The following is a 20,876-nucleotide window of genomic DNA, read 5'->3' as shown; positions in this document are numbered from 1 at the left end:
AAAAAGACAATAAAAAAGGCCTCTAAAGAATTAGAGGCCTTTTTTATTGTCTTTTTTTAATCAATTATTGAGTAGCTTTAACATTGGCTGTAATTAACAGTAAAGCCGCGAGTTGCCGTAGGAATGCGATTATCAGCATAGACAGCAAGTCCGCCACGAGATGTTTCTTTGTATTTATCAAGCATATCAGCACCTGTTACTTTCATCGTTTCGATTACTTTGTCTAAAGAAACGAAGTGCTGCCCATTACCACGGCAGGCAAGGCGTGCTGCATTCACAGCTTTTACCGCGCCCATCGCATTACGCTCGATGCAAGGTACTTGTACTAGTCCGCCCACAGGGTCGCAGGTGAGACCTAGATTGTGCTCAATACCAATTTCAGCGGCATTGAGACATTTGGCAGGGTCGCCGCCTAGTATTTCAGCCAATGCTGATGCTGCCATCGCACAAGCAGAGCCAACTTCACCTTGACAGCCGACCTCAGCACCAGATATGGAAGCGTTTTGTTTGATTAAGCTACCGATAGCAGTAGCATTCAATAAAAACTTGCGAGCGCCTTCTATGCTGTAAGTTGATAGGAAGTCACGGTAATAATGCATGACAGCAGGAATAATACCTGCAGCACCATTAGTAGGAGCAGTCACAACATTACCGCCGTTGGCATTTTCTTCATTGACGGCTAGGGCATACAGATCAATCCAATCCATCGCCGCAAGCTTATCGTTTTTCGTCACTGGCTGGTTTTTTTCAGCACACAGTTGTAGATGCAGCGCTTGAGCACGACGCTTCACATCTAGGCCACCAGGTAATATGCCGCTATTTTGACACCCTCGTGTCACGCAGTCCTGCATAGAAGCCCAAATAGAATCTAAATAGGAAAATACTTCTGTTTGATTACGATAGTGACACTCATTGGCCAGTACCAGATCGCTGATGCTTAGATCATGCTTGCGGCACTGCTCTAAAAGCTCTGCGGCACTATTGAACGGGTAAGGAACCACATCAATCGTTGGGCTGGCATGATCTTCATCTGGATTGGTGGCATCTTCTTCATTAATCACAAATCCGCCACCGACTGAGTAATAAGTCTGCTGATAATGCGTACCGTCTATCGATATGGCTCGAAGCATCAATGCATTGGGATGATAAGGAAGCACCGTATCGTCATACCAATGAATGTCACGTTCTGTATCAAAATTAATGAGGTGAGTACCCGATATATTCAGTGTCTTGTCAGAAAATATAGGCGATAAATAACTACTGGTCAACCGTGTATCAATGGTACTAGGAGCGTGTCCAAGTAGACCTAGCAAGATGGCTGTATCGGTGGCATGTCCTTTGCCTGTGGCAGCTAAAGAGCCATAAAGCTCGATTTCAATCGTTTTAATCGTTGTCAGTTCTTGATGCTTACTTAATGAAGCCAAAAACAGGTTTGCAGCAAGCATCGGCCCGACTGTATGTGAGCTTGATGGTCCTATACCGATTTTAAATAAATCAAAAACACTGATCATAATAAGTTACCAAAAGTATTGAGTGCTTTAGCCTGTTGTATTGATTGCTTTAGGCACTTTTATTGAGAATATGATAGACAGCCACCACCCTTATGCACCGAAAGCAAACGTGTGCAGGGCAACACCTATGAAAGTCTTAGCGTAAAGGGGTACAACTGGTGATTGAATAATAACTTTTATTTATTTTGAAACTCCGTTATCATGCTCGGAGTCAACTGCCGTGTAACATCCTGTAAGTTGGTTGTCGCTATAAAGTACGTTGAGTACATAACGGCCGAAATCGTTTTTAGTAGAACATATCCGACTTGATACATCTAGCAAAACATGGTCATCATACCAAATAATACTTTTGGTTTGCTATATTGCAACATAAATGAATGAATTAGGGCGACATATTATAAATGAAAGGATGTGGAGCTTGCTATAGTCATTCCACTATAAAAGCATTACAGCGTTAACCTCGCTTGAAGTATTTGATATACATCTGCAGTCGGTTGTCTTGTACTACTTTTAAATTGAATCGACTATATTCATCTTTACCTACATCTCTTTATCTATTGAATTCACGATTTGACTCAGTTTTAATTCCATCATTTATTGTCGCCTATTATTTTAGCTCAGCTCACATAGGATAAGCGCATGCCATCTCAAAAAGACCCTTCCTCGCATTCAGAAAGTAGCGCCCAAGAGCAATCGGCTCACAACGCACTAGAAGCTGCAGGTATTGATTCAGCAGCCATGAGTTATCCAAAAAACCCAGATTTTGAAAACGGCCGTTGGTTTCCAACATGGCGCTCTTATCAGGGTGATTTGGATCGTGATCCAGTTGGTATCAATGAATACCTGCCACCATCAAAAAGTGTGTTGCTAGGTGTACAGCATACGTTTGCAATGTTTGGGGCAACGGTACTGGCACCATTGTTAATGGGTTTTGATCCCAATCTGGCTATTTTGATGTCAGGTATTTGTACCGTAATGTTTTTCATAATTACGGGCGGGCGCATGCCAAGTTACTTGGGATCAAGCTTTGCTTTCATCGGTCCAGTCATTGCTGTTACTGCCTATGCAGGTGCAGGATTCAATGATAATTTAAGTGTCGCTTTGGGCGGCATTATGGCATGCGGTATCATTTATGCGTTGATTGGACTGCTGGTGATGAAAACCGGCACTGGCTGGATTGAGCGTCTGATGCCACCTATCGTCACTGGTGCTATCGTGATGATTATTGGTCTTAATTTAGCACCAGTCACTATTCAAGGGGTATCTAGCAATCAGTTTGACGCTTGGATGGCTACATTGACGGTACTATTGATTAGTGGTGTGGCTGTATTTACAGGCGGCATGTTGCGTCGCTTGCTACTGCTGGTTGGTCTGATACTATCGTATCTTGCCTATTTTGTGATGACTAACGTCTTAGGATTTGGGTCGCCGATTGATTTTAGTAGTGTGGCAGCCGCTTCATGGTTCGGTCTCCCAACCATTCATACGCCTAGCTTTGATAAAAATGCCATTATTCTGATTGCGCCTGTAGCCTTTATTTTGGTTGCTGAAAACTTAGGGCATTTTAAGGCCGTCGAAGGCATGACCAAAGCTCGTGTGACGCCTTATATGGGCCGCGCATTTTTTGCAGATGGTTTAGCGACGACTTTTTCAGCAGGATTTGGTGGTACAGGTGTGACCACTTATGCCGAAAACATTGGCGTTATGGCGGTGACTAAAGTATATAGCACGACGATATTCGTTGTAGCTGGTATAGTTGCTATCATTCTTGGGCTATCACCAAAGTTTGGTGCCATTATTCAGACGATACCAGCGGCATTATTGGGCGGCGCATCTATCGTGGTGTTTGGCTTAATTGCGCTTGCAGGCGTAAAAATCTGGTTAGACAACCATATTGATTTTAGCAAAAACAGCAACCTGATCATTGCGGCAGTGACTGTCATTATGGGTACTGGTAACTTCAGCTTGCACTTAGGCGGTTTTGATTTGGGCGGTATCGGTACTGCTACGTTGGCAGCTATCGTATTAAATGCATTATTTAACCAAAGCGGTGAGATGAAGGCTGCTAATAAGTCGTTAGCCAAATAATGGATTGAGTTCTAGAATATTTATAGAACATCTCAGCCAAACTGTTAACGTTAAAAAAGCACCCATGCTATCGATAGCATGGGTGCTTTTTATTGGCCTATAATGTTAGCGCTATTTATATCTACGTTTATAAAAACGCGCAAAAAACCGATAACGGCGTAGGGCGCGTGGCTTGGGCTTTAGCGAGCCTAAATAAATGGCGAACATAGTCAGTAAAGCACCGCTCCATTGCAGAGTATTGATAGGCTTGTCTAGCCAGCTATAGTCAATTACCAATGCGGCCACCGGCTCACTCAATAAGAGCAGTCCTGTTAATGCCAGTGACATCTTAGGGATAGAGTAAGCAATCAGGCCCCATGCCAAGCATTGCATGACGGCTCCATAAATCAGTATCCAACCAATCTCCGACCATGTATTGGGTAATATGTGTCCCATATCAAACACAAACATGGGCACAATCATCGCTAATACGCCACCAATACTGACCAATTGCATCAATACAAATATGGGCGTGGGTTCTGTGTCGTGGGTTTTTCGAATAAAGGTCATAGAAGCAGCTAACATGGCTCCTGATAGAATACCAGTAACAAACCCCCAAACAGCATCTGTGTTATGTGCAAATTCAGGGCTACCAATCATAGCCACACCCAACATGGCAAGGAACAAGCTAATTAACTGCAAAATAGACTGACGCTCTGCAAAATACAAAAATCCGATAGCCGCCAAAAAGAAAATCTGTAAGCTATTAAGCAGGGTTGAAATACCAGGTCCGACTGCATAAATACTCTCATGCCACAGCGCCAAATCTAGCCCCAAAAATGCCCCAGACAATAAACCATAGATGATGGCACGCTTCGAACGTGGCATATGTTGCCCTGTTAGCTTGGCCAGTACGGCAAATATGACACCGGAGATGGCCAGTCGCCAAAAGGCCATTGCCCAACCACCCACATCCACATGAGCCACAATCAAACTGCCCAAACCAAAAATGATACAGCCGATGACCAAGCCAATAGATGCAGAACGCGAAGAGGTCTCTGCCATAAATGATCCTTACTTTAATATTTGTTACTAAGGTGATGTTACGTTGGTAAAGGCCAATCATTTATAGACAATAAAATGATGGTTATAGTACAACAAGATAATTTTAGTAATGCCCGATTTTACATAAGTTTCACTGTAAACGTTTTGGCCTAAAAAATGAATGCCTTGCTAGATAATTAGTAAACATTTTTAAAGAAATATTCTGAAAAGCGATGAAAGAAATAAGATTACGATTTTTTATTCGAATAGTTATGTAATAGCATTATCATGTTATCGTTGATTCAGTTTAAAAGAAATACAAGGCAACCGAGCGCAGATGTATATGTGATATTTCAAGTGAGGTTAACGATGTAGCTCTTTTATAGAGGATTGACTATAGTAACCCTAAGTAGCTATTCGCTATTTATCAATGTGGGGGTTTATAATGATTATAAATTATAAGTGCGTGTCATCAATTAGCACATTAATACATTTAGTGGCCTTAAAATGGCTAAATTTCGCTAAACATCGTTAGAAATTTTGTCAATATGTTCATATTAACGGCAATTTCTTCCTTGTTTATTTACAATTTTTCTCATTTTAGGCCTCACAATTTAATTGATGACACGCCCTAGCATGTGCTTACTATATTCATTGGGTAATGGCACTATATTAACCGTGCTGTTAGTATTGAGTGTATTGTCAGCCAGTCGTGAAGGTTTAAAACGCCGCCATACTTTTAGCTTAGGGTTATTTATGCGTCAACGTTCTTTGTCTTTTTTCCCACTACCTGCGTTAGTCTATTTTTGGTCATCTCCAAAATACATACTTTATATGTGTCTTGGGGGGCTGTTGGCTATTGTGATTGGTATGCCAGCGCATGCGGCGAGCTGCAAATTGCCCAAGAGCTATTATAAAAATGTCTCTTGTACATCAAGTAGTGGTTATTTTTTAGCAATAAAAGATTTTGGTGCACCAGTGGCTTTGATTGACAGTAAAGGCAAAGCTGTCGTTGATTTATCACGTTATCAAGAGATCAAGGCAGATAAAATCGCTGGTGGTTTAATTCCTGTCCAACGCAGCAATAAAGTCGGCTATATCAATATGCAGGGCCGTGAGGTTGTGCCGGTTGTTTATGACTTATTGGGCGAGTCCGCAGGCTGGGCAAGAGGGGTGTCAGAAGACCGTATCATTGTGAAAAAAAATGGCAATTACGGGGTAATCAACACAGCCAATAAAACCATTGTGCCATTTTCGGCAGCGATTAGTGATATCGATGATTATCGAGGTGGCGTGGCTCGCGTCAATAAAAGCCGAGCAATCAGTTGGCTGGACAAAAACGGTAACACGACCAGCGATCCAAATGGTAAGGATAGTGATGAGTCTGCTGCCTCTTCATCAAAATCCAATTCTACCGAATCCAGTATTGCCCAATCAAAGTCAGCACCTCTCAATCGTTTTACGACATTGCAGCCGAGCCAACAAGATGGCAAGTGGGGATTTGTTGATGACAATAACGTGATTATGATTACGTATTCGTTTGATGAGGTGCAGTCATTTTCCGAAGGCTTAGCTGGCGTACGAATTGGTAAGGACTGGGGGTTTCTCAGTCTTGGTGGTGAGCTTGTGATTCCGTTTCGTTTTTCTGACAGCGGTGTGTCTGAGAATGATAGCTACAAAGGTAAGCCTGCGTTTGTATTTACAGATGGTAAGGCGTGGATTGGTAATCTAAAAAATGGTAATAAAATGTGCATTGATAAAGAAGGGTCTAGTATCAGTTGTGAGTAGAGGCTGCCCTTATGTTTAAAGACACATGTAAAGTATTTAGGTCGTATCCTAGCAATAAAAAAGAGTGTAAGCCTATAAGTTGATGATAGGTTTACACTCTTTTTTTATGTGAAGCAGTTAAGCTGCTAGCGCTTTAAAAACTATTTTTCTAATAAGTGCGAGCCAATCAAATCAACCATATATGGCTGATAATACTCAGGAATGTCATGCGCCATACCTTCGATCAATTGGAACTTGGCGTTAGGAATGGTCTTGGCCACCACGCGGCCCTGCGAGGCAGGTAGTAGGCCATCTGCACTACCATGTAGCACGATAGTCGGTGCTTTAACTTGTTTGCTAAATCGACTGATAGAACCTGATGCCAAGATAGCATTGAGCTGTTGCACCGTACCGAGCGGATGAAAATTGCGTTGATAGCGCAGCTTGGCAATCTCACGCACCATACGTACATTGACATGTCCGGGCGTGCCGACAGTTTTCATAAACCAGACGCTATGACGCACAATATCACGCTCAGAATGGCTTTCAGGACGATTAATGAGTGTATATAGCTGCTTGGGCTTCGGCGGTTTCAAAAAGGCACGATTGGTCGTGGTAAACATCAACGCCATGCGTTGTACTAGGCTTGGATAACGTGCTGCCACGATTTGGGCAATCATACCGCCCATAGAGGCGCCTAGGATGTGTGTTTTACCTAACTGCAATGCCTTAATCAAGCGCACGGTATCTTCTGCCATGTCTGTCAAATTATAAGCAACTTGCGTGCTCTTATTGGACAGACCCGTTTGCAAGCGCATCATCATTTTTAGTTGACTGATACGCGGTAGACCTTCAATCTGAACTTTAGAAGACAAGCCAATATCACGATTATCAAAACGAATCACAAAAAAACCTGCATCAATAAGCCGCTTGATGAAGTTATCTGGCCAAAATATCATCTGTGAGCCAAGACCCATAATCATCAGCAGTGGTGGATTATTGGGATTGCCACCAGCCTCGACACAGAGTTCAATACCATCACCGATGTTGATCATCGATTGATACAGATATTTGCTCAAGTCAGAGTCGCACCATTGATGCGCGCCAAACTTTTGCCACTCAGCAGTAGGGTAGCTTCCTACGCTGTCATCAAGGCTTACAGATGGTTTGGCACTTTCTTTGGCATTATTGATATCATTTGATATAGTCATGAAGTGTCCTAATTAGCGAGTCGTCTACTACAGCTCAATCATCTCAAAATCAAGCTTGCCCACACCGCACTCTGGGCACGTCCAGTCATCAGGGATGTCGTCCCATTTGGTACCTGGTGCGATTCCTTCTTCTGGGCAACCAAGCTCTTCATCATATATCCAGCCACAGACAATACATTCATAACGTTTCATAAATAGTCCTATCGATCATTACTAGTGTTACAGTGCGCTATTGACACTTATATTTGGGATTACAGTCAATATGTCAGACTGCGAAAGCGCACGTAGTTTAGCATATAACCGTGATTTTCGTAGTTAAGTTTACACTTGTATATTGAGATTGCTTTGCTTTTATCAAGAGGGATGTTGGTTCTGTCCCTAATTGAGAAGCGACGAGCTTCAGAGCCTAGCCTAGATGCTGGTATCAGTTATGCTATAATACTTGCCGCTAAACTCACCGTATTAGTCATCATTTATCGTTGATACAGTATCATCCAGTTACTATTCAGTTGTTATCTAAACCATATAAGTTAAGGGTTGTCCATGAGCACCAGTACCACTGCTACATCTACAAACACCGAAAACGAGTCATCTAATATGCTCAATACCGATCATCCATTTTGGCAAGTTATTCGCACAGTACCAAATTTTCCAAAAGTTGGCATTGATTTTTATGATATTACACCGTTACTGCGCAGTCATATCAACGAAGTCATTGATGCGCTACTTGCCGCACTGCCAGAAGGGTTGATGGATGAGGTAGATTGTTTTGGGGCTGTAGAAGCACGTGGGTTTGTGTTTGCAAGTTTGCTGGCAGGCCGATTGGGCAAAGGTATGATTTTGCTACGTAAACCGGGTAAGCTGCCACCACCCGTTGCAAATAAAGCCTATGCTCTAGAGTATGGTAAAGATACGCTTGAAATGCAAAATAATTTGCCGCCTGAGCGTGTATTACTGGTTGATGATATCTTAGCGACTGGTGGTACGCTAACCACAGCCTATGAGCTGTGCCGCTCAGCAGAACATACAGTCGTGGGTGCTTTAGTATTGCTAGACTTAGTTGATTTACATGGCGACTTTCCAGTACCTGTTTATACAGTGCTGAAAGCCTAGCAAGCGTTATTTACAGGCCAAGATAAACCTTAGATATTGAACAAAAGCGCGCTGATATTATTCAGCGCGCTTTTTTATTTTAAGCGTTCTCTTGGGCTTGCTCATAACTTTTACAAGCTTGTTCTACCAATGTGCGTCCGACTGTATTGGGCGTAGTGGTTCTAAAGTCTTTGGTGGTTAGTATTGGTTTTTCTGATTGCCAAGAGGCCAATACTTTATCCTTGGCTCCGTAGTTCACATAGGCACGTCTATAATAACTGGCATCTTTGCAAGAGATTAGTAGTTGCTGGTCACTATGATGAATATTGTCTTTTTTCGCTTTGTCTTTCTTTACGTTATCTTTTTTTACGTTATCTACTTTCGTCTCATTCGTTTGTGGAGGATAGGTTCGACGAATAGACACAGTGATATTTTCGACGTCTTTTTCGTCTATGATATTGATGTCGGAGCTTTCGATAGATTCCAAGTCTAAGCTAAAAATTGATCCAGTTGGACTCTCTGATACTTTTGACCAGTCCACTGCATGCGCACTGACTGCGAGAGCACCGCTTACTAATAACATTGATAGCCGCTTCATAATCAAGCCTTGCTTCTGGTTGTTGGAAGTGGGCCATAATAGCCAACTTGCTATTAGCAGGCAACTTTCTTTTATTGCCTGTTGTTACAGTTCGCAGAGTATTATCGATATCAGTGGATGCATTAGTGACTGATCTAGTGACTATGAATCTTAACTTAGTGTCTTAACTCCGTATAGTCGCTAGCATCTGAGCAAGCTCATCACGTGCATTGATAAAACCATCGATACCTTTTGGTAATAAGTCTTGTGTGACCGTGTCTTTTTGATAGGCCGCACTGAATTCTTCATGCGTCAAGCTCACGCGGGTCATATCCGCCATATCCAGTGACATGCTCGGTGACAACTGTTGTATTACTTCAGTGTCCATCGCTGCGAGCTCATCAATGAGATTGGGTGCAATGGTTAATAGGTCACAACCTGCCAGCGCTAATATTTGCTCTGTTGAACGGAAACTTGCGCCCATGACTTGGGTGTAATAGTCATGCTGTTTGTAGTATTGGTAAATACGCTTCACTGACTGTACGCCCATATCATCAGAGGCTGGCACGTTTTGGCGGTTTTGTTGGCGTTTTTGCCAGTCTAGGATACGACCCACAAACGGTGATATCAGTGTCACGCCAGCATCGGCACATGCAATCGCTTGATGCTGTCCAAACAATAACGTCAGATTACAGTGGATGTTTTGGGTTTCAAGATAGCGTGCGGCTTCAATGCCTTGCCAAGTTGCGGCCATTTTAATCAACACACGGTCTGAGTTGATACCTGCCTTTTGGTAAGCGTCCATAAACGCTAAGGCTTTATCAATCGTCGCTTGAGTGTCATAAGACAAGCGTGCATCGACTTCGGTGGACACTCGGCCTTCGATGAGTTCTAGAATATCACAGCCAATCTGAATAGTAAGTGCGTCAATCACAGCATCTATATCGCCATTATGGCGGCTCATGGTCTCTGATAGCATGCCTTGGTTGTCAGGGTGGATGAGTGCCTTGGTGATTAAGCTTGGATTAGTGGTTGCATCGATAGGTTTTAGACGCGCAATGGCGGTCAGGTCTCCAGTATCAGCGACAATGGTGGTCATGGTACGAAGCTGTTGTAATGCGTTCATCTAATATCCTTTAATTTTCAATTTATAATGCCATTTATTAATTGGTTGTTTTATTATTTATAGTGCTATCTGCTGTTAGTTTTAAACTGTAACACAGTTTTGAGCCAATATTGACCCATAGTTTGACCGTGCATTTCTGTCATATCTTATAACTTTGCTAATATTAGCGGGTTTACACGTATTTACGCATGGGCACTGACCATAGTTTTTGTTATAGTAGAGCGGGTCAGTGGTTTGGCCGCTACATTTGCTAGCTGATGTATCGTCAGCCTGTCGCAACAGTGCTAGACAGGTTTAGGAAGTTAAGTTGTTTTGATAGATTATTCGATGAAATGTCATTTATCTAAGCATTATTGCTAGAATACTTTATCTCAATAGCGATATCTTAACAGCGACTACCTAAACGTTTATGAATTTTGACGATATGCCAAGTATTTAGAACCAATATATTAGTATTTATTAGTAGTATCTATATTAGTAGTATCTAACAGTTATAAAACTCAGTAATAATTTTAGAAAAAGGATGGGCGGTAATGAGTGAGCAGTCACCAAAGCAAAACATAGATAACCTAAATCAGGGCATTGCAGGCACTAGCGATACCGCGACTGAAAAAGAATTTTTGAATAATATCCGTCAAAACATCGATGCAGTAGACTGCGAAATTCAGACGTTGATTAATAACCGTGCCAAGCTGGCTCAGCAAGTGGCCGCAGTTAAGAAAAACCATATTGCTAATAGCTCGGCGACCGAAAGTAGCAATCCTATTTTTTATCGTCCTGAGCGTGAAGCGCAAGTGCTAAAAGCTGTCATGGAGCGTAACGCTGGCCCAATTGCTGATGAAAAGATGGCACGTTTATTCCGTGAAATCATGTCAGTTTGCTTGGATTTAGAAGCGCCGCAACGCATTGCGTTCTTGGGTCCTGTTGGCACCTTTACGCATGCTGCCGCGCTCAAGCATTTTGGTAAGGCTGCTGACACGGTACCGATGACGACCATTACCGATGTGTTCCGTGAAGTGGAAGCGGGTACAGCAATGTATGGTGTGGTACCTGTTGAAAACTCTTCAGAGGGTGTGGTCAATCATACTTTAGATGGATTTTTATCTTCTACCTTAAAGATTATTGGTGAAGTTGAATTACCTATTCATCAGAATTTCTTGGTCGCTGAACACACTAAAGTAGAGGCGCTAAGCCGTATCTATTCTCATCAGCAATCATTGGCACAATGCCGTCATTGGCTCGATGTGAATTTTCCTAATGTTGAGCGTGTTGCCGTATCGAGCAATGGTGAAGCAGCCCGTCGTCTGAAAAACGAATGGCACTCAGCTGCGATTGCCGGTGATGTAGCAGCGGCAGAGTATGATCTACACAAGCTCTACTCAAACATCGAAGACAATCCAAGCAATACCACACGTTTCCTCATCATTGGTCATGAAGCGATTGCGCCATCAGGACAAGACAAAACGTCTATCGTGGTCTCTGCCCATGATAAAGCTGGCGCGCTTATCGAGATACTAAAGCCACTGTCTTATCATGGCGTGTCTATGACCAGTATTGAAACACGTCCTGAACGTCCTAATAAGTGGGCATACGTTTTCTTTATTGATATGGACGGTCATATTGACGATCCAAATGTCAGCGCAGCCATCAACGATATCCGCCCATTAGTGAAGGATTTACGCGTGTTGGGCTCATATCCAAAAGCCGTACTATAAATCTCATAAGCACTATCGTTATACGCTATTGTCTTTAAGCTACTTTCTTTAAGCTATTGCCTTTAAGTCATAGCGTATAACAACTGGCCGCCACCACTAAGATTCACAGGCTTAACCAATAATAGGTGCGTTCTCACATCTAAGGATAAATCATGCAATCATCTCAGTCGATAGAGTCAAGCTTGTCACCGCTTGTACCTGCTTATGCCAGTATTTTATCATTGGCACCTTATCAAATAGGAAAGCCAGTAGAAGAACTCACGCGTGAATATGGCATCTCAGATGTGGTGAAGCTTGCGAGTAATGAAAATCCAGTAGGGTGCTCACCAAAAGTTACGCTAGCGATTACTGAGCAGTTAGGTCAGTTGGCACGCTATCCTGATGGCAACGGTTACTATCTCAAGCAAGCATTGGCTGATTTTAATGATGTGAATGTCGACCAGATTACCTTGGGTAATGGCTCTGATGATTTGCTTGATATCTTGGCGCGTAGCTTTGTTGGTGCTGGTGATGCCATCGTTTATAGTCAATATGCCTTTGTGGTGTATTCGATGCTAGCGAAGATGCAAGGTGCTATGGATGTTGAAGTACCTGCACAGCGCTTTGGTCATGATCTAAAAGCGATGAGCCAAGCGGTTCAGGACAATCCTAATACTAAGCTCGTGTTCATTGCCAATCCTAATAACCCAACGGGTACTCAGCTTACGCATAAAGAGTTGCATGCATTTATGGCGAGTGTGCCAAGCTCAGTCTTGGTGGTGCTAGATGAAGCCTATATCGAATACAGCCCTGAAAGTAACAATCGGGCGCTGCTCGACGAGTTTGATAATGTCGTCATCGTCCGTACTTTCTCCAAAGCGTATGGGCTGGCTGGCTTGCGCGTGGGTTATGCACTGAGCTCGGTCGCCGTTGCTGAACTACTGAACCGTATTCGTCAGCCATTTAATGTCAGTCGTATTGGTTTGGCAGCCGCAGCCGCAGCACTTGCGGATCAGGACTTTATTGAAAGAACGCGTCTGATGAATGATGAGCAAATGCGTTGGTTGGAAAAGCAGTTTGACGCGTTAGGGTTAGGGTTTATCAAGTCACACGCTAACTTTATTATGGTAAAAATAGAGGTTGAGATGGAAGACATAACTGCTGCTTCTATCCATGAAGCGTTGCTAGAGCAGGGTGTTATCATCCGTCCATTAGCTGCTTATGGTCTACATAACTGGCTACGTATCACCGTTGGTTTAGCAGAAGACAATCTACGCTTGATTGATACGTTGCGCTCTATTTTAACTGACGATTAAACGATACTATTCGTGTATTTTTAAAGTAAGTCAAACTACCCTTAAATATATAACGAGAACGTGAGTTTTTTCGACACTGATATATCTAAACGGACGTTAATTTGTTCAATGAGAAAAGCCGTGAATAGCCAGAAAGACAGTCAACAAAATAATAAAAAATCGCTTACCAATATGCAGATGCCACGATTCAAGCAAGTTTGTGTCATTGGGCTTGGACTCATTGGTGCCAGTCTTGCTCAAGCCATCAAAGACAATGGTCTCAGTGACCGTTTGGTTGCCGTCGATAGACACGCGCCAAGCATCGAGGAGGCCATTCAACATGGCTTATTAGACGCAGGCAGTTCAGCATTAAGTGATGTGGTCGCAGGTAGTGATTTGATAGTTATCGCTGTGCCAGTACAAGCTGTGCAAGCGGTGTTTGTCGATATCAAAGCCGCGATGGATGACGGACAACTGGCGACTGACTGCATCATTACGGATGTTTGTAGTACCAAGGTCAATATCATCAATGCCGCCAAATCGGTGTTTGGTTCGCTACCGACAGGACTAGTACCAGCGCATCCGATTGCTGGTGCTGAGAATTCAGGATATCATGCCAGACGCGCCACTTTATTTGCCAACCATAGCGTCATTATCTGTGAGCTACCGACGACCAGTATCGTCGCGATACGTAAGCTAAGACGGTTATGGGAAGCAGTGGGTGCTAGCGTGATGGCAATGGAAGCCGAGCATCATGATTCGATTTTAGCGCATACCAGTCATTTGCCGCATTTGCTCGCTTTCAATCTGGTTGAACAGTTGGCCAGTCATGATGATAATTTAGATATGTTTCGCTATGCAGCGGGCGGCTTTCGTGATTTTAGCCGCATTGCTGCCAGCGATCCTAAAATGTGGCACGATATATTTTTTGCCAACGAAAGCGCGATTGTTAGCGCCCTTGATGAGTATGGCGTCTATCTACAGACCATGCGTCAGCTTATCATTGATAAAGATTCAACCGCCCTGATGGGACTTTTAGGCCGAGCGCAAGCCGCACGGCGACATTTTGGCCATATGTTAGCCAGCACCCCTTATACGGATACTTCTGCCATGTCAGCATCTTATAATATTACTCCTAGCAATACCGTTTCAGGCACCATTACCATTCCTGGTGACAAGTCTATCTCTCATCGCAGTATCATGCTTGGCAGCCTTGCAACAGGTGTCACGCATGTCACTGGGTTTTTGGAAGGGGAAGACGCGCTTGCGACCTTGCAAGCATTTCGTGACATGGGTGTGACGATTGAAGGGCCTGATAACGGCAAATTGACGATTCATGGTGTCGGTATGAATGGACTCAAACCAAGCAAGACACCTTTATACATGGGTAACTCAGGCACCAGTATGCGTCTGCTATCGGGTATCTTGGCGGCACAATCATTTGATAGTGTGTTGACAGGGGATACCAGTTTAAACAAACGTCCGATGGAACGGGTGGCTGCACCACTTCGCGCCATGGGTGCTGTGATTCAAAGCACAGGGCATAGTGGTACCGCACCACTTAGCATTACTGGTCGTGAGATGGTTGGTAAGCCGCTGCAAGGTGCTGAATATGATATGCCAGTAGCATCTGCACAGGTCAAGTCTTGCTTATTGCTGGCGGGACTATGGAGCGAGGGCATAACGACTGTCATCCAACCTGAAGTCAGCCGCGACCATACCGAACGTATGCTATCAGCCTTTGGTTATCCAGTGACAGTAGAGGGCAATCGTATCAGTGTCATAGGCGGTGGTCAGCTAACGGGTGGCGATATCGCTGTGCCAGCTGATATCTCCTCTGCAGCATTCTTTATGGTCGCTGCTGCGATTAGCCAAGGTAGTGAGTTGACCTTAACGCAAGTGGGTATCAATCCTACGCGTACTGGCATCATCGATATCCTAAAGCTGATGCAAGCCGATATTAGCCTAAGCAATGAAACGCATGTTGGTGGTGAGCCAGTCGCTGATATTACGATTCGTGGCTCAAATTTGCAGGGTATTGAGATACCAGAGCATCTCGTACCACTAGCGATTGATGAGTTCCCAGTATTGTTTATCGCTGCTAGCTGTGCAAAAGGCCGTACGGTATTGACTGGTGCTAAAGAGTTGCGCGTTAAAGAGTCTGATCGTATTGCGGTCATGGCTGAAGGATTGCACACTCTCGGTATTGATTGTACCGTAACGGATGATGGGCTAATCATTGAAGGTCAAGGCACAGAAAGTGAGAACGGCGAAGTCAATAACAGCCAGCCTGTATTCGGTGGTGGTCACATTATCTCGCACCATGACCATCGTATTGCCATGAGTTTTGCTGTTGCTAGTTTGCGTGCGTCTGAGCAGATCACTATCGAAGGGGTCGAGACCGTTAACACCAGCTTCCCAGGATTTGCAGAATTGGCCAATCATATTGGTATGTCTATCCAAGTTGATAGCACTAATGGCTAGGCTAGTGCTAGTACACTTATTGTTTGAACTTTACTTAAAATAGTTTTTTAAAACGGCGCTTATCGTTAGCAATGTGTTGATGCCCAAACGGGTATCAACGCATTGCTTTTTTACTTTTTACCTTATCTGTAGTAACCCTGCGCACCTGCTTCTAGGTTTATATGATTGATAGAAGTAGGTGAGATCGCGCTTTGCTCTAACACGTTGTATTGTATTATGACCATCCAAAATGTTGTCAAAAAACCCGTAGTCCCTATTAAAACGACGAGAAGCGGTATCATCACTGCGCTTATCGCTTTCTGCATATGGGGCGCCTTTCCTCTATATTTCAAGCAGTTGTCTGCTTATAACGCGACAGAAATTATCGGTCATCGCATTGTTTGGACGTTTGCGTGTTTGCTTATCGTAGTGGTCGTGACCAAGCGCTGGCAATGGATAGATACCCTGAAGCAAAATCCAAAATGGATCGCATTAACTTTTATATCAGGTATTATCATTGCGACCAACTGGCTCACTTACGTATGGGCGGTCAACCATGACCGTATCCTTGAGGCGAGTTTGGGCTACTTTATTGGCCCGCTCGTTGGTGTCGCGCTATCGATGATTTTGTTCAAGGAGCGCCTGCGACCCTTGCAGTGGGTCGCTATCGGATTTGCACTGTTATCTGTGGTCATTCAAGTGGTCATGATCGGTAGTCTGCCGTGGCTATCGCTTGTGCTAGCCTTTAGTTTCAGTACCTATGGTACGATTCAGCGTCAAACACCGCTAACGCCTGTCGATGCGATGTTTGTCGAAACCTCGATGCTCGTCCCTATTTTTCTTTGGTGGTTTTGGCAATCGGATGTGGTCAGTAGCCAACTGAGCTTTTGGTTCACCTCAAACATATGGCTATTAATGATTGCGGGCCCGATTACATTGATACCATTACTGTTATTTAATAAATCGACTAAGATGGTCGCTTTTAGTATTTTAAGCTTTATGAATTATTTGACCCCAACCTTTATTTTCTTTTTGGCTGTGTTCTATTATAAAGAGCCATTTGACTTACATCGTTTAGCGGTCTTTGGCTTGATTTGGCTAGGTCTGCTATTATTTAGCATTGATTTATGGCGCCATCGCCCAAGCAAGGCCTTAAAAGCAGCGCGCTTGCGTGAAGAAGCACTGCAGCAAACCAATTAAAAAAACTGAGTTCAAAACTCTAATTAAACACTTAGCAAGCAAGGATGAGAGCATGTTTCATACTGAATCTGATGTGGTATTTGTAAAAGGTTTAAAAGTAGAGGCCGTCATCGGTGTCTACGATTGGGAGCGGGCGATTACGCAACCGCTGCTGATTGATATCGCGCTTGAAACTGATATCAGCGCTGCTGCTGTGTCAGATAATGTCGATGATGCACTGAACTATAAAGCAGTCTGCGATGATGTCAGCGAGTGGTGTAAAGAGATTAAAGCAAAACTACTGGAGCATCTGGCAGGTCAAATCGCTGACAAGCTACTCACGAAATATGCTTGCCATAAAATCACGTTAAGTGTTGCTAAGCCAACTGCTATTGCACAAGCGGATGCGGTTGGGGTGCAAATCACGCGCTATGCGTCAGCGTCAATAGACGAGCTAGCTACTAAAGAAGCTGCCAAAGAAGCTGATAATAGCCAATCTAATGATGCATAAAATGTCAGTTGAGTTGAATTTAGAAACGCTAAAACAATGCCTGCCTGAACAGCTGCAAGCGCAGTCTGTGACGGCGGTGATGTTGGCATTGGGCAGTAATTACCAAGCCGATAAGCACTTGCCACGTGTTCGTAAGGATTTAGCAGCCCTAGGCGAGATACAGTTATCAACGCCGTTTCAAAACCCTGACTTTACAGCGACTATCGAGCTACCAAAACCTGACTATACCAATCAGTGTGTCTATTTACGTTTGGCAAAACCTGTGACATTGCAACAGTTGCAAGCGTTGTTTAAGCAGATGGAAGGTGAGTGTGGTAGAGAGCGTTTGGCAGTAGCAAAAACGTCAGTCAAAAAAGTCACCATGGATATCGATATTCTGTTGATAGAAACCCTTATCAATAAAAATAGCCTAAGCAAAAATTCATCACCTAACCAAAAATTCGAATGGCTAATCATGGCAGATCGTTATCCATTTAAAGCGCATGAACGCACAGGAGTTGAGGAGTTAGTTTCAGTCAACTCCTTATTGTTAGTAACAACAAAACTATGAGCGACCAATAAAAAGCCCTGCTATTCGAATAGCAAGGCTTTTAGTTCAGTAGCAATGTCTTAAGGTTTCAATTATTACTTGTTTTCGTCAGCCTCATCTTTACCAATCACATCGAATTCTTCTAAGCACAACTTGTCATATTCTTTTTTACAAAAACTAGGGTCGATTTTGCACATGGCAGCTTGTAGTTGATCGAGGCGGTTTTCTGATTGCTGAATGTGCTCTAGCATTTTAGCAAATGCTTCTGCAACGGGATCTTGTGAGGTTGGATCGATACCATAAGCCTGAAATGCCGTATCGCGTGCAGTAGCTTGTTTTGAGGTCGCTGTTTTTTCTTGTAACTTAGTATCTGGTGATTTTTCAGCAATTGGATTGCCTTTTTCATCATGATGATCCGATATCATGCGAGCTGCATTACCGACCATTGTAGCGCCTGCTGGTACCGGTTTTACCACCACCGCGTTTGAGCCGATTTTGGCATTTTTACCCACCGTAAATGGGCCTAATACTTTTGCACCAGCGCCAACGGTTACGCCATCTTCTAGCGTGGGATGGCGTTTGCCATTATTCCATGATACGCCGCCAAGGGTGACGCCATGATATAAGGTGACATCGTTGCCAATCTCAGCGGTTTCACCAATGACCACACCGACACCATGATCAATAAAAAATCGTCTACCTATCTTGGCAGCAGGATGAATCTCGATACCAGTCACGATACGTGAGCCATAAGAGACCACACGTGCCGCTAGTTTTTGTTCGTTATTCCAGAGACAGTGTGCCCCGCGATGTAAGATAAGCGCATGGATGCCAGGGTAGGTCAATATAACTTCTAGACTATTACGTGCAGCAGGGTCACGTTTGAATACCGCATCGATATCTTCTTTTAAATCCTTTTTGATGCTAGTAAGCGTCTTTAACAATTTGGTTGGCAATGACATAAAGCGTCCTATCTATTTATCGGTAGAGTGTCGTTACTGAAATAGCGATCTCTTTCATTTATAGTTGTTAGATTTTAATCGTTATTAAGTCTGCATAAATATTATATTTTATAGTCGGTTCAATATAATTTAGATACAAGGAAGACGAGTGAAAGTACTACAATTAGTAGGCTAAGCGAGACTGACACTGTATCCAATTTATAGAGGATTGACTATATTTACGCTAAGGTCTTTCAAGTTATAGCAGTTTCACACGATAAAATATAGTGATGAGCTATTAAATACTCACAAACCCATCACATAATATAAGTTTGTGAGTGTCGATTTTATATTTGGTAGCAGTCCTAGGGAATGTCATCAATTAGCACATTGATACATTTAGTGGCCTTAAAATGGCTAAACTTTGTCAAACATCGTTAGAAATCTTGTCAATATATTCATATTTACGGCGAGTTCTTCCTTGTTTGACTGCAATTTTTCTCATTTCAAGCCACACAATCTAAATGATGACACGCCCTAGATAAGTTATCTAGTTTTTCGACAGTTTGGCAATCAATGCACTTAGTAATTGATACTCTTTTTGATCAAGCTGTACACGCGAACCCAGTCTAGACAGTCGTGATGGCAATGACTTTAGATGTTCGCTATCTGCCAGTCCACGCTGAACCATGAGGTCAGTCATACGCTGAGTGAGCTGTAGTAACTGCTGCTGAGTGATGGCTGGCTCGTCCCACTGCTGACGCAAATGAATATCTATCATTGGCTGAGCAGTTGTACTGACATCGGTATTTGAATGATTATCAGCTATCTTCGTGTGCGTCTGTGCGTAAGCAAAGATAAAGCTGGCGATCACTTGCACTGCTGATGCGACATTCAATACAGGATAAGCAGGATTGGCATCGATTTGAATATGATAATCTGCATAAGCCAACTCTTCATTGGTCAAACCGCGATCTTCACGACCGAACAATATCGCGATATTTGGTTTATCGTGAACAGCGGTGTCTTGCTGATCCATAAAGTCAAACATGATTTTGGCTGCCTGCGTGGGTGTGACCACAGGACGAGGCAAGTGACGGCTGCGACTGCTAGCTGCGAACACGAGCTGGCAGTCTGCAATAGCAGACTCAAGGTTTGGCGTGATAGTCGCTGATGAAAGCAGCTCACTGCCACCTGCGGCATGAGAGACACTGGTGTCATCAATTGGCAGTTTGGGCTCAACGACCGTTAGGTGCGAGAGCCCCATAGTGTGCATTGCGCGTGCTGCTGAGCCAATGTTGGCAGGTAAAGTCGTATTAACCATGACAACTTGCACAGCGTCTAGGTAATCGCTCACGCTATGAGCTGATGGTTCTGAGAGAGATGGTAACGCTTCAGATGATGGAGTCTCGCTACGCATTTATTGCTCCAATCTTAAGTTTATTTCTTGTTCAGCGCGTTCTAATGCGGCTGCGATGTCTTCAATCAGTGCGGCTTGCTCACCAATACGGCGCTCACGGCAGCACTCTTGTAATTGGCTGCTAAGCTTGACCAGTTGTGTCGTTCCCAAATTAGCACTCGCGCCTTTTAGAGCATGAGCGGTCTCATAGCCATTGGCATGATCGTTTTCTTGCTGAGCGGTTCGCAGCGTTGCGACACGTTTTTTACTGTCTATAAGATACACTTGTATTAAGTCGGCAAAGTCTTCTTCGAGCAGATCACGCATGTCTTCAAACTGCTCATCATTGATGATTTCTGTTGTGGGCTGAGCCATTGGGTTATTCGAGGTGTCGTCCATGGTTTTATATCCAATTTTTAAAAGTTAAAGTTAAAGCAATAAGGTTCATTAATACCGATATATTTTATGAT

General features: G+C 43.5%; 18 protein-coding genes. 9 read left to right on the top strand and 9 right to left on the bottom strand.

Annotation, left to right across the window (positions count from 1 at the left end; translation table 11 throughout):
* Positions 1-77: 77 nt before the first annotated feature.
* Positions 78-1,511 carry an L-serine ammonia-lyase gene (locus tag I6E61_RS08705; RefSeq protein ID WP_197133303.1) on the bottom strand — a complete coding sequence of 478 codons (1,434 nt, stop codon included), beginning with the start codon at positions 1,509-1,511 and terminating at the stop codon, positions 78-80.
* Positions 1,512-2,249: 738 nt separating this feature from the next.
* Here I6E61_RS08705 and I6E61_RS08700 point away from each other — a divergent pair.
* On the top strand, positions 2,250-3,599 hold the full coding sequence (locus I6E61_RS08700) for a solute carrier family 23 protein (protein ID WP_227685759.1): 1,350 nt from the start codon (positions 2,250-2,252) through the stop codon (positions 3,597-3,599).
* Between the two features lie 111 nt (positions 3,600-3,710).
* On the opposite strand, the gene I6E61_RS08695 is transcribed toward I6E61_RS08700, so the two are convergent.
* A complete protein-coding gene (locus tag I6E61_RS08695) occupies positions 3,711-4,643 on the bottom strand; it encodes a DMT family transporter (protein ID WP_197133298.1) in 933 nt (310 codons plus the stop codon).
* Positions 4,644-5,258: 615 nt separating this feature from the next.
* On the opposite strand from I6E61_RS08695, the gene I6E61_RS08690 reads away from it, so the two are divergent.
* Positions 5,259-6,410 carry a WG repeat-containing protein gene (locus I6E61_RS08690; RefSeq protein ID WP_227685746.1) on the top strand — a complete coding sequence of 384 codons (1,152 nt, stop codon included), beginning with the start codon at positions 5,259-5,261 and terminating at the stop codon, positions 6,408-6,410.
* A 140-nt stretch (positions 6,411-6,550) separates the two neighbouring features.
* Here the strand turns inward: I6E61_RS08690 and I6E61_RS08685 are convergent, their stop codons facing one another.
* Positions 6,551-7,600: an alpha/beta fold hydrolase gene (locus tag I6E61_RS08685; RefSeq protein ID WP_197133296.1), complete on the bottom strand. Its 1,050-nt coding sequence runs from the start codon at positions 7,598-7,600 to the stop codon at positions 6,551-6,553.
* A 27-nt stretch (positions 7,601-7,627) separates the two neighbouring features.
* Positions 7,628-7,792: a rubredoxin gene (locus I6E61_RS08680; RefSeq protein ID WP_110922890.1), complete on the bottom strand. Its 165-nt coding sequence runs from the start codon at positions 7,790-7,792 to the stop codon at positions 7,628-7,630.
* A 351-nt stretch (positions 7,793-8,143) separates the two neighbouring features.
* Between I6E61_RS08680 and I6E61_RS08675 the strand changes: the two genes are divergently transcribed.
* Entirely contained in the window at positions 8,144-8,713 is a 570-nt protein-coding gene (locus I6E61_RS08675) for an adenine phosphoribosyltransferase (RefSeq protein ID WP_197133294.1), read from the top strand.
* Positions 8,714-8,792: 79 nt separating this feature from the next.
* On the opposite strand, the gene I6E61_RS08670 is transcribed toward I6E61_RS08675, so the two are convergent.
* Together I6E61_RS08670 and I6E61_RS08665 are read right to left on the bottom strand one after the other, a co-directional pair.
* Positions 8,793-9,290 (bottom strand): hypothetical protein, encoded by a 498-nt coding sequence (locus I6E61_RS08670; RefSeq protein WP_197133293.1) that lies wholly within the window; start codon positions 9,288-9,290, stop codon positions 8,793-8,795.
* Positions 9,291-9,453: 163 nt separating this feature from the next.
* A complete protein-coding gene (locus I6E61_RS08665) occupies positions 9,454-10,395 on the bottom strand; it encodes a transaldolase (protein ID WP_197133291.1) in 942 nt (313 codons plus the stop codon).
* Between the two features lie 533 nt (positions 10,396-10,928).
* On the opposite strand from I6E61_RS08665, the gene pheA reads away from it, so the two are divergent.
* The 6 genes from pheA (at position 10,929) to I6E61_RS08635 (ending at position 18,087) form a co-directional block, all read left to right on the top strand.
* Positions 10,929-12,110: a prephenate dehydratase gene (gene pheA / locus I6E61_RS08660; protein WP_197133289.1), complete on the top strand. Its 1,182-nt coding sequence runs from the start codon at positions 10,929-10,931 to the stop codon at positions 12,108-12,110.
* A gap of 152 nt (positions 12,111-12,262) precedes the next feature.
* Positions 12,263-13,405, top strand: a complete 1,143-nt coding sequence (gene hisC, locus I6E61_RS08655; protein ID WP_197133286.1) for a histidinol-phosphate transaminase — start codon at positions 12,263-12,265, stop codon at positions 13,403-13,405.
* Positions 13,406-13,576: 171 nt separating this feature from the next.
* Positions 13,577-15,868 (top strand): bifunctional prephenate dehydrogenase/3-phosphoshikimate 1-carboxyvinyltransferase, encoded by a 2,292-nt coding sequence (locus I6E61_RS08650; RefSeq protein WP_197133913.1) that lies wholly within the window; start codon positions 13,577-13,579, stop codon positions 15,866-15,868.
* Between the two features lie 216 nt (positions 15,869-16,084).
* Entirely contained in the window at positions 16,085-17,047 is a 963-nt protein-coding gene (gene rarD, locus I6E61_RS08645) for an EamA family transporter RarD (protein ID WP_197133284.1), read from the top strand.
* A 52-nt stretch (positions 17,048-17,099) separates the two neighbouring features.
* Positions 17,100-17,537, top strand: a complete 438-nt coding sequence (gene folB / locus I6E61_RS08640; RefSeq protein WP_197133282.1) for a dihydroneopterin aldolase — start codon at positions 17,100-17,102, stop codon at positions 17,535-17,537.
* Position 17,538: 1 nt separating this feature from the next.
* The gene (locus tag I6E61_RS08635; RefSeq protein WP_227685745.1) at positions 17,539-18,087 is read left to right on the top strand and encodes a 2-amino-4-hydroxy-6-hydroxymethyldihydropteridine diphosphokinase; all 549 of its coding nucleotides are present in this window, start codon (positions 17,539-17,541) and stop codon (positions 18,085-18,087) included.
* Positions 18,088-18,161: 74 nt separating this feature from the next.
* Here I6E61_RS08635 and cysE read toward each other — a convergent pair whose 3' ends face one another.
* The 3 genes from cysE to I6E61_RS08620 all read right to left on the bottom strand — a co-directional run bounded on the left by cysE (position 18,162) and on the right by I6E61_RS08620 (position 20,805).
* Positions 18,162-19,028, bottom strand: a complete 867-nt coding sequence (gene cysE / locus I6E61_RS08630) for a serine O-acetyltransferase (protein WP_197133276.1) — start codon at positions 19,026-19,028, stop codon at positions 18,162-18,164.
* Positions 19,029-19,557: 529 nt separating this feature from the next.
* Entirely contained in the window at positions 19,558-20,427 is an 870-nt protein-coding gene (locus I6E61_RS08625) for an RNA methyltransferase (RefSeq protein WP_197133273.1), read from the bottom strand.
* Complete coding sequence (locus I6E61_RS08620; protein WP_197133270.1) at positions 20,428-20,805, bottom strand: Hpt domain-containing protein; 378 nt, start codon at positions 20,803-20,805, stop codon at positions 20,428-20,430. It abuts the gene before it with no gap.
* Positions 20,806-20,876: the final 71 nt, after the last annotated feature.

It is taken from the genome of Psychrobacter sp. NZS113 (genome assembly GCF_015864825.1).
Classification (GTDB): domain Bacteria; phylum Pseudomonadota; class Gammaproteobacteria; order Pseudomonadales; family Moraxellaceae; genus Psychrobacter.
This window is presented reverse-complemented; position numbering and strand designations above follow the sequence as displayed.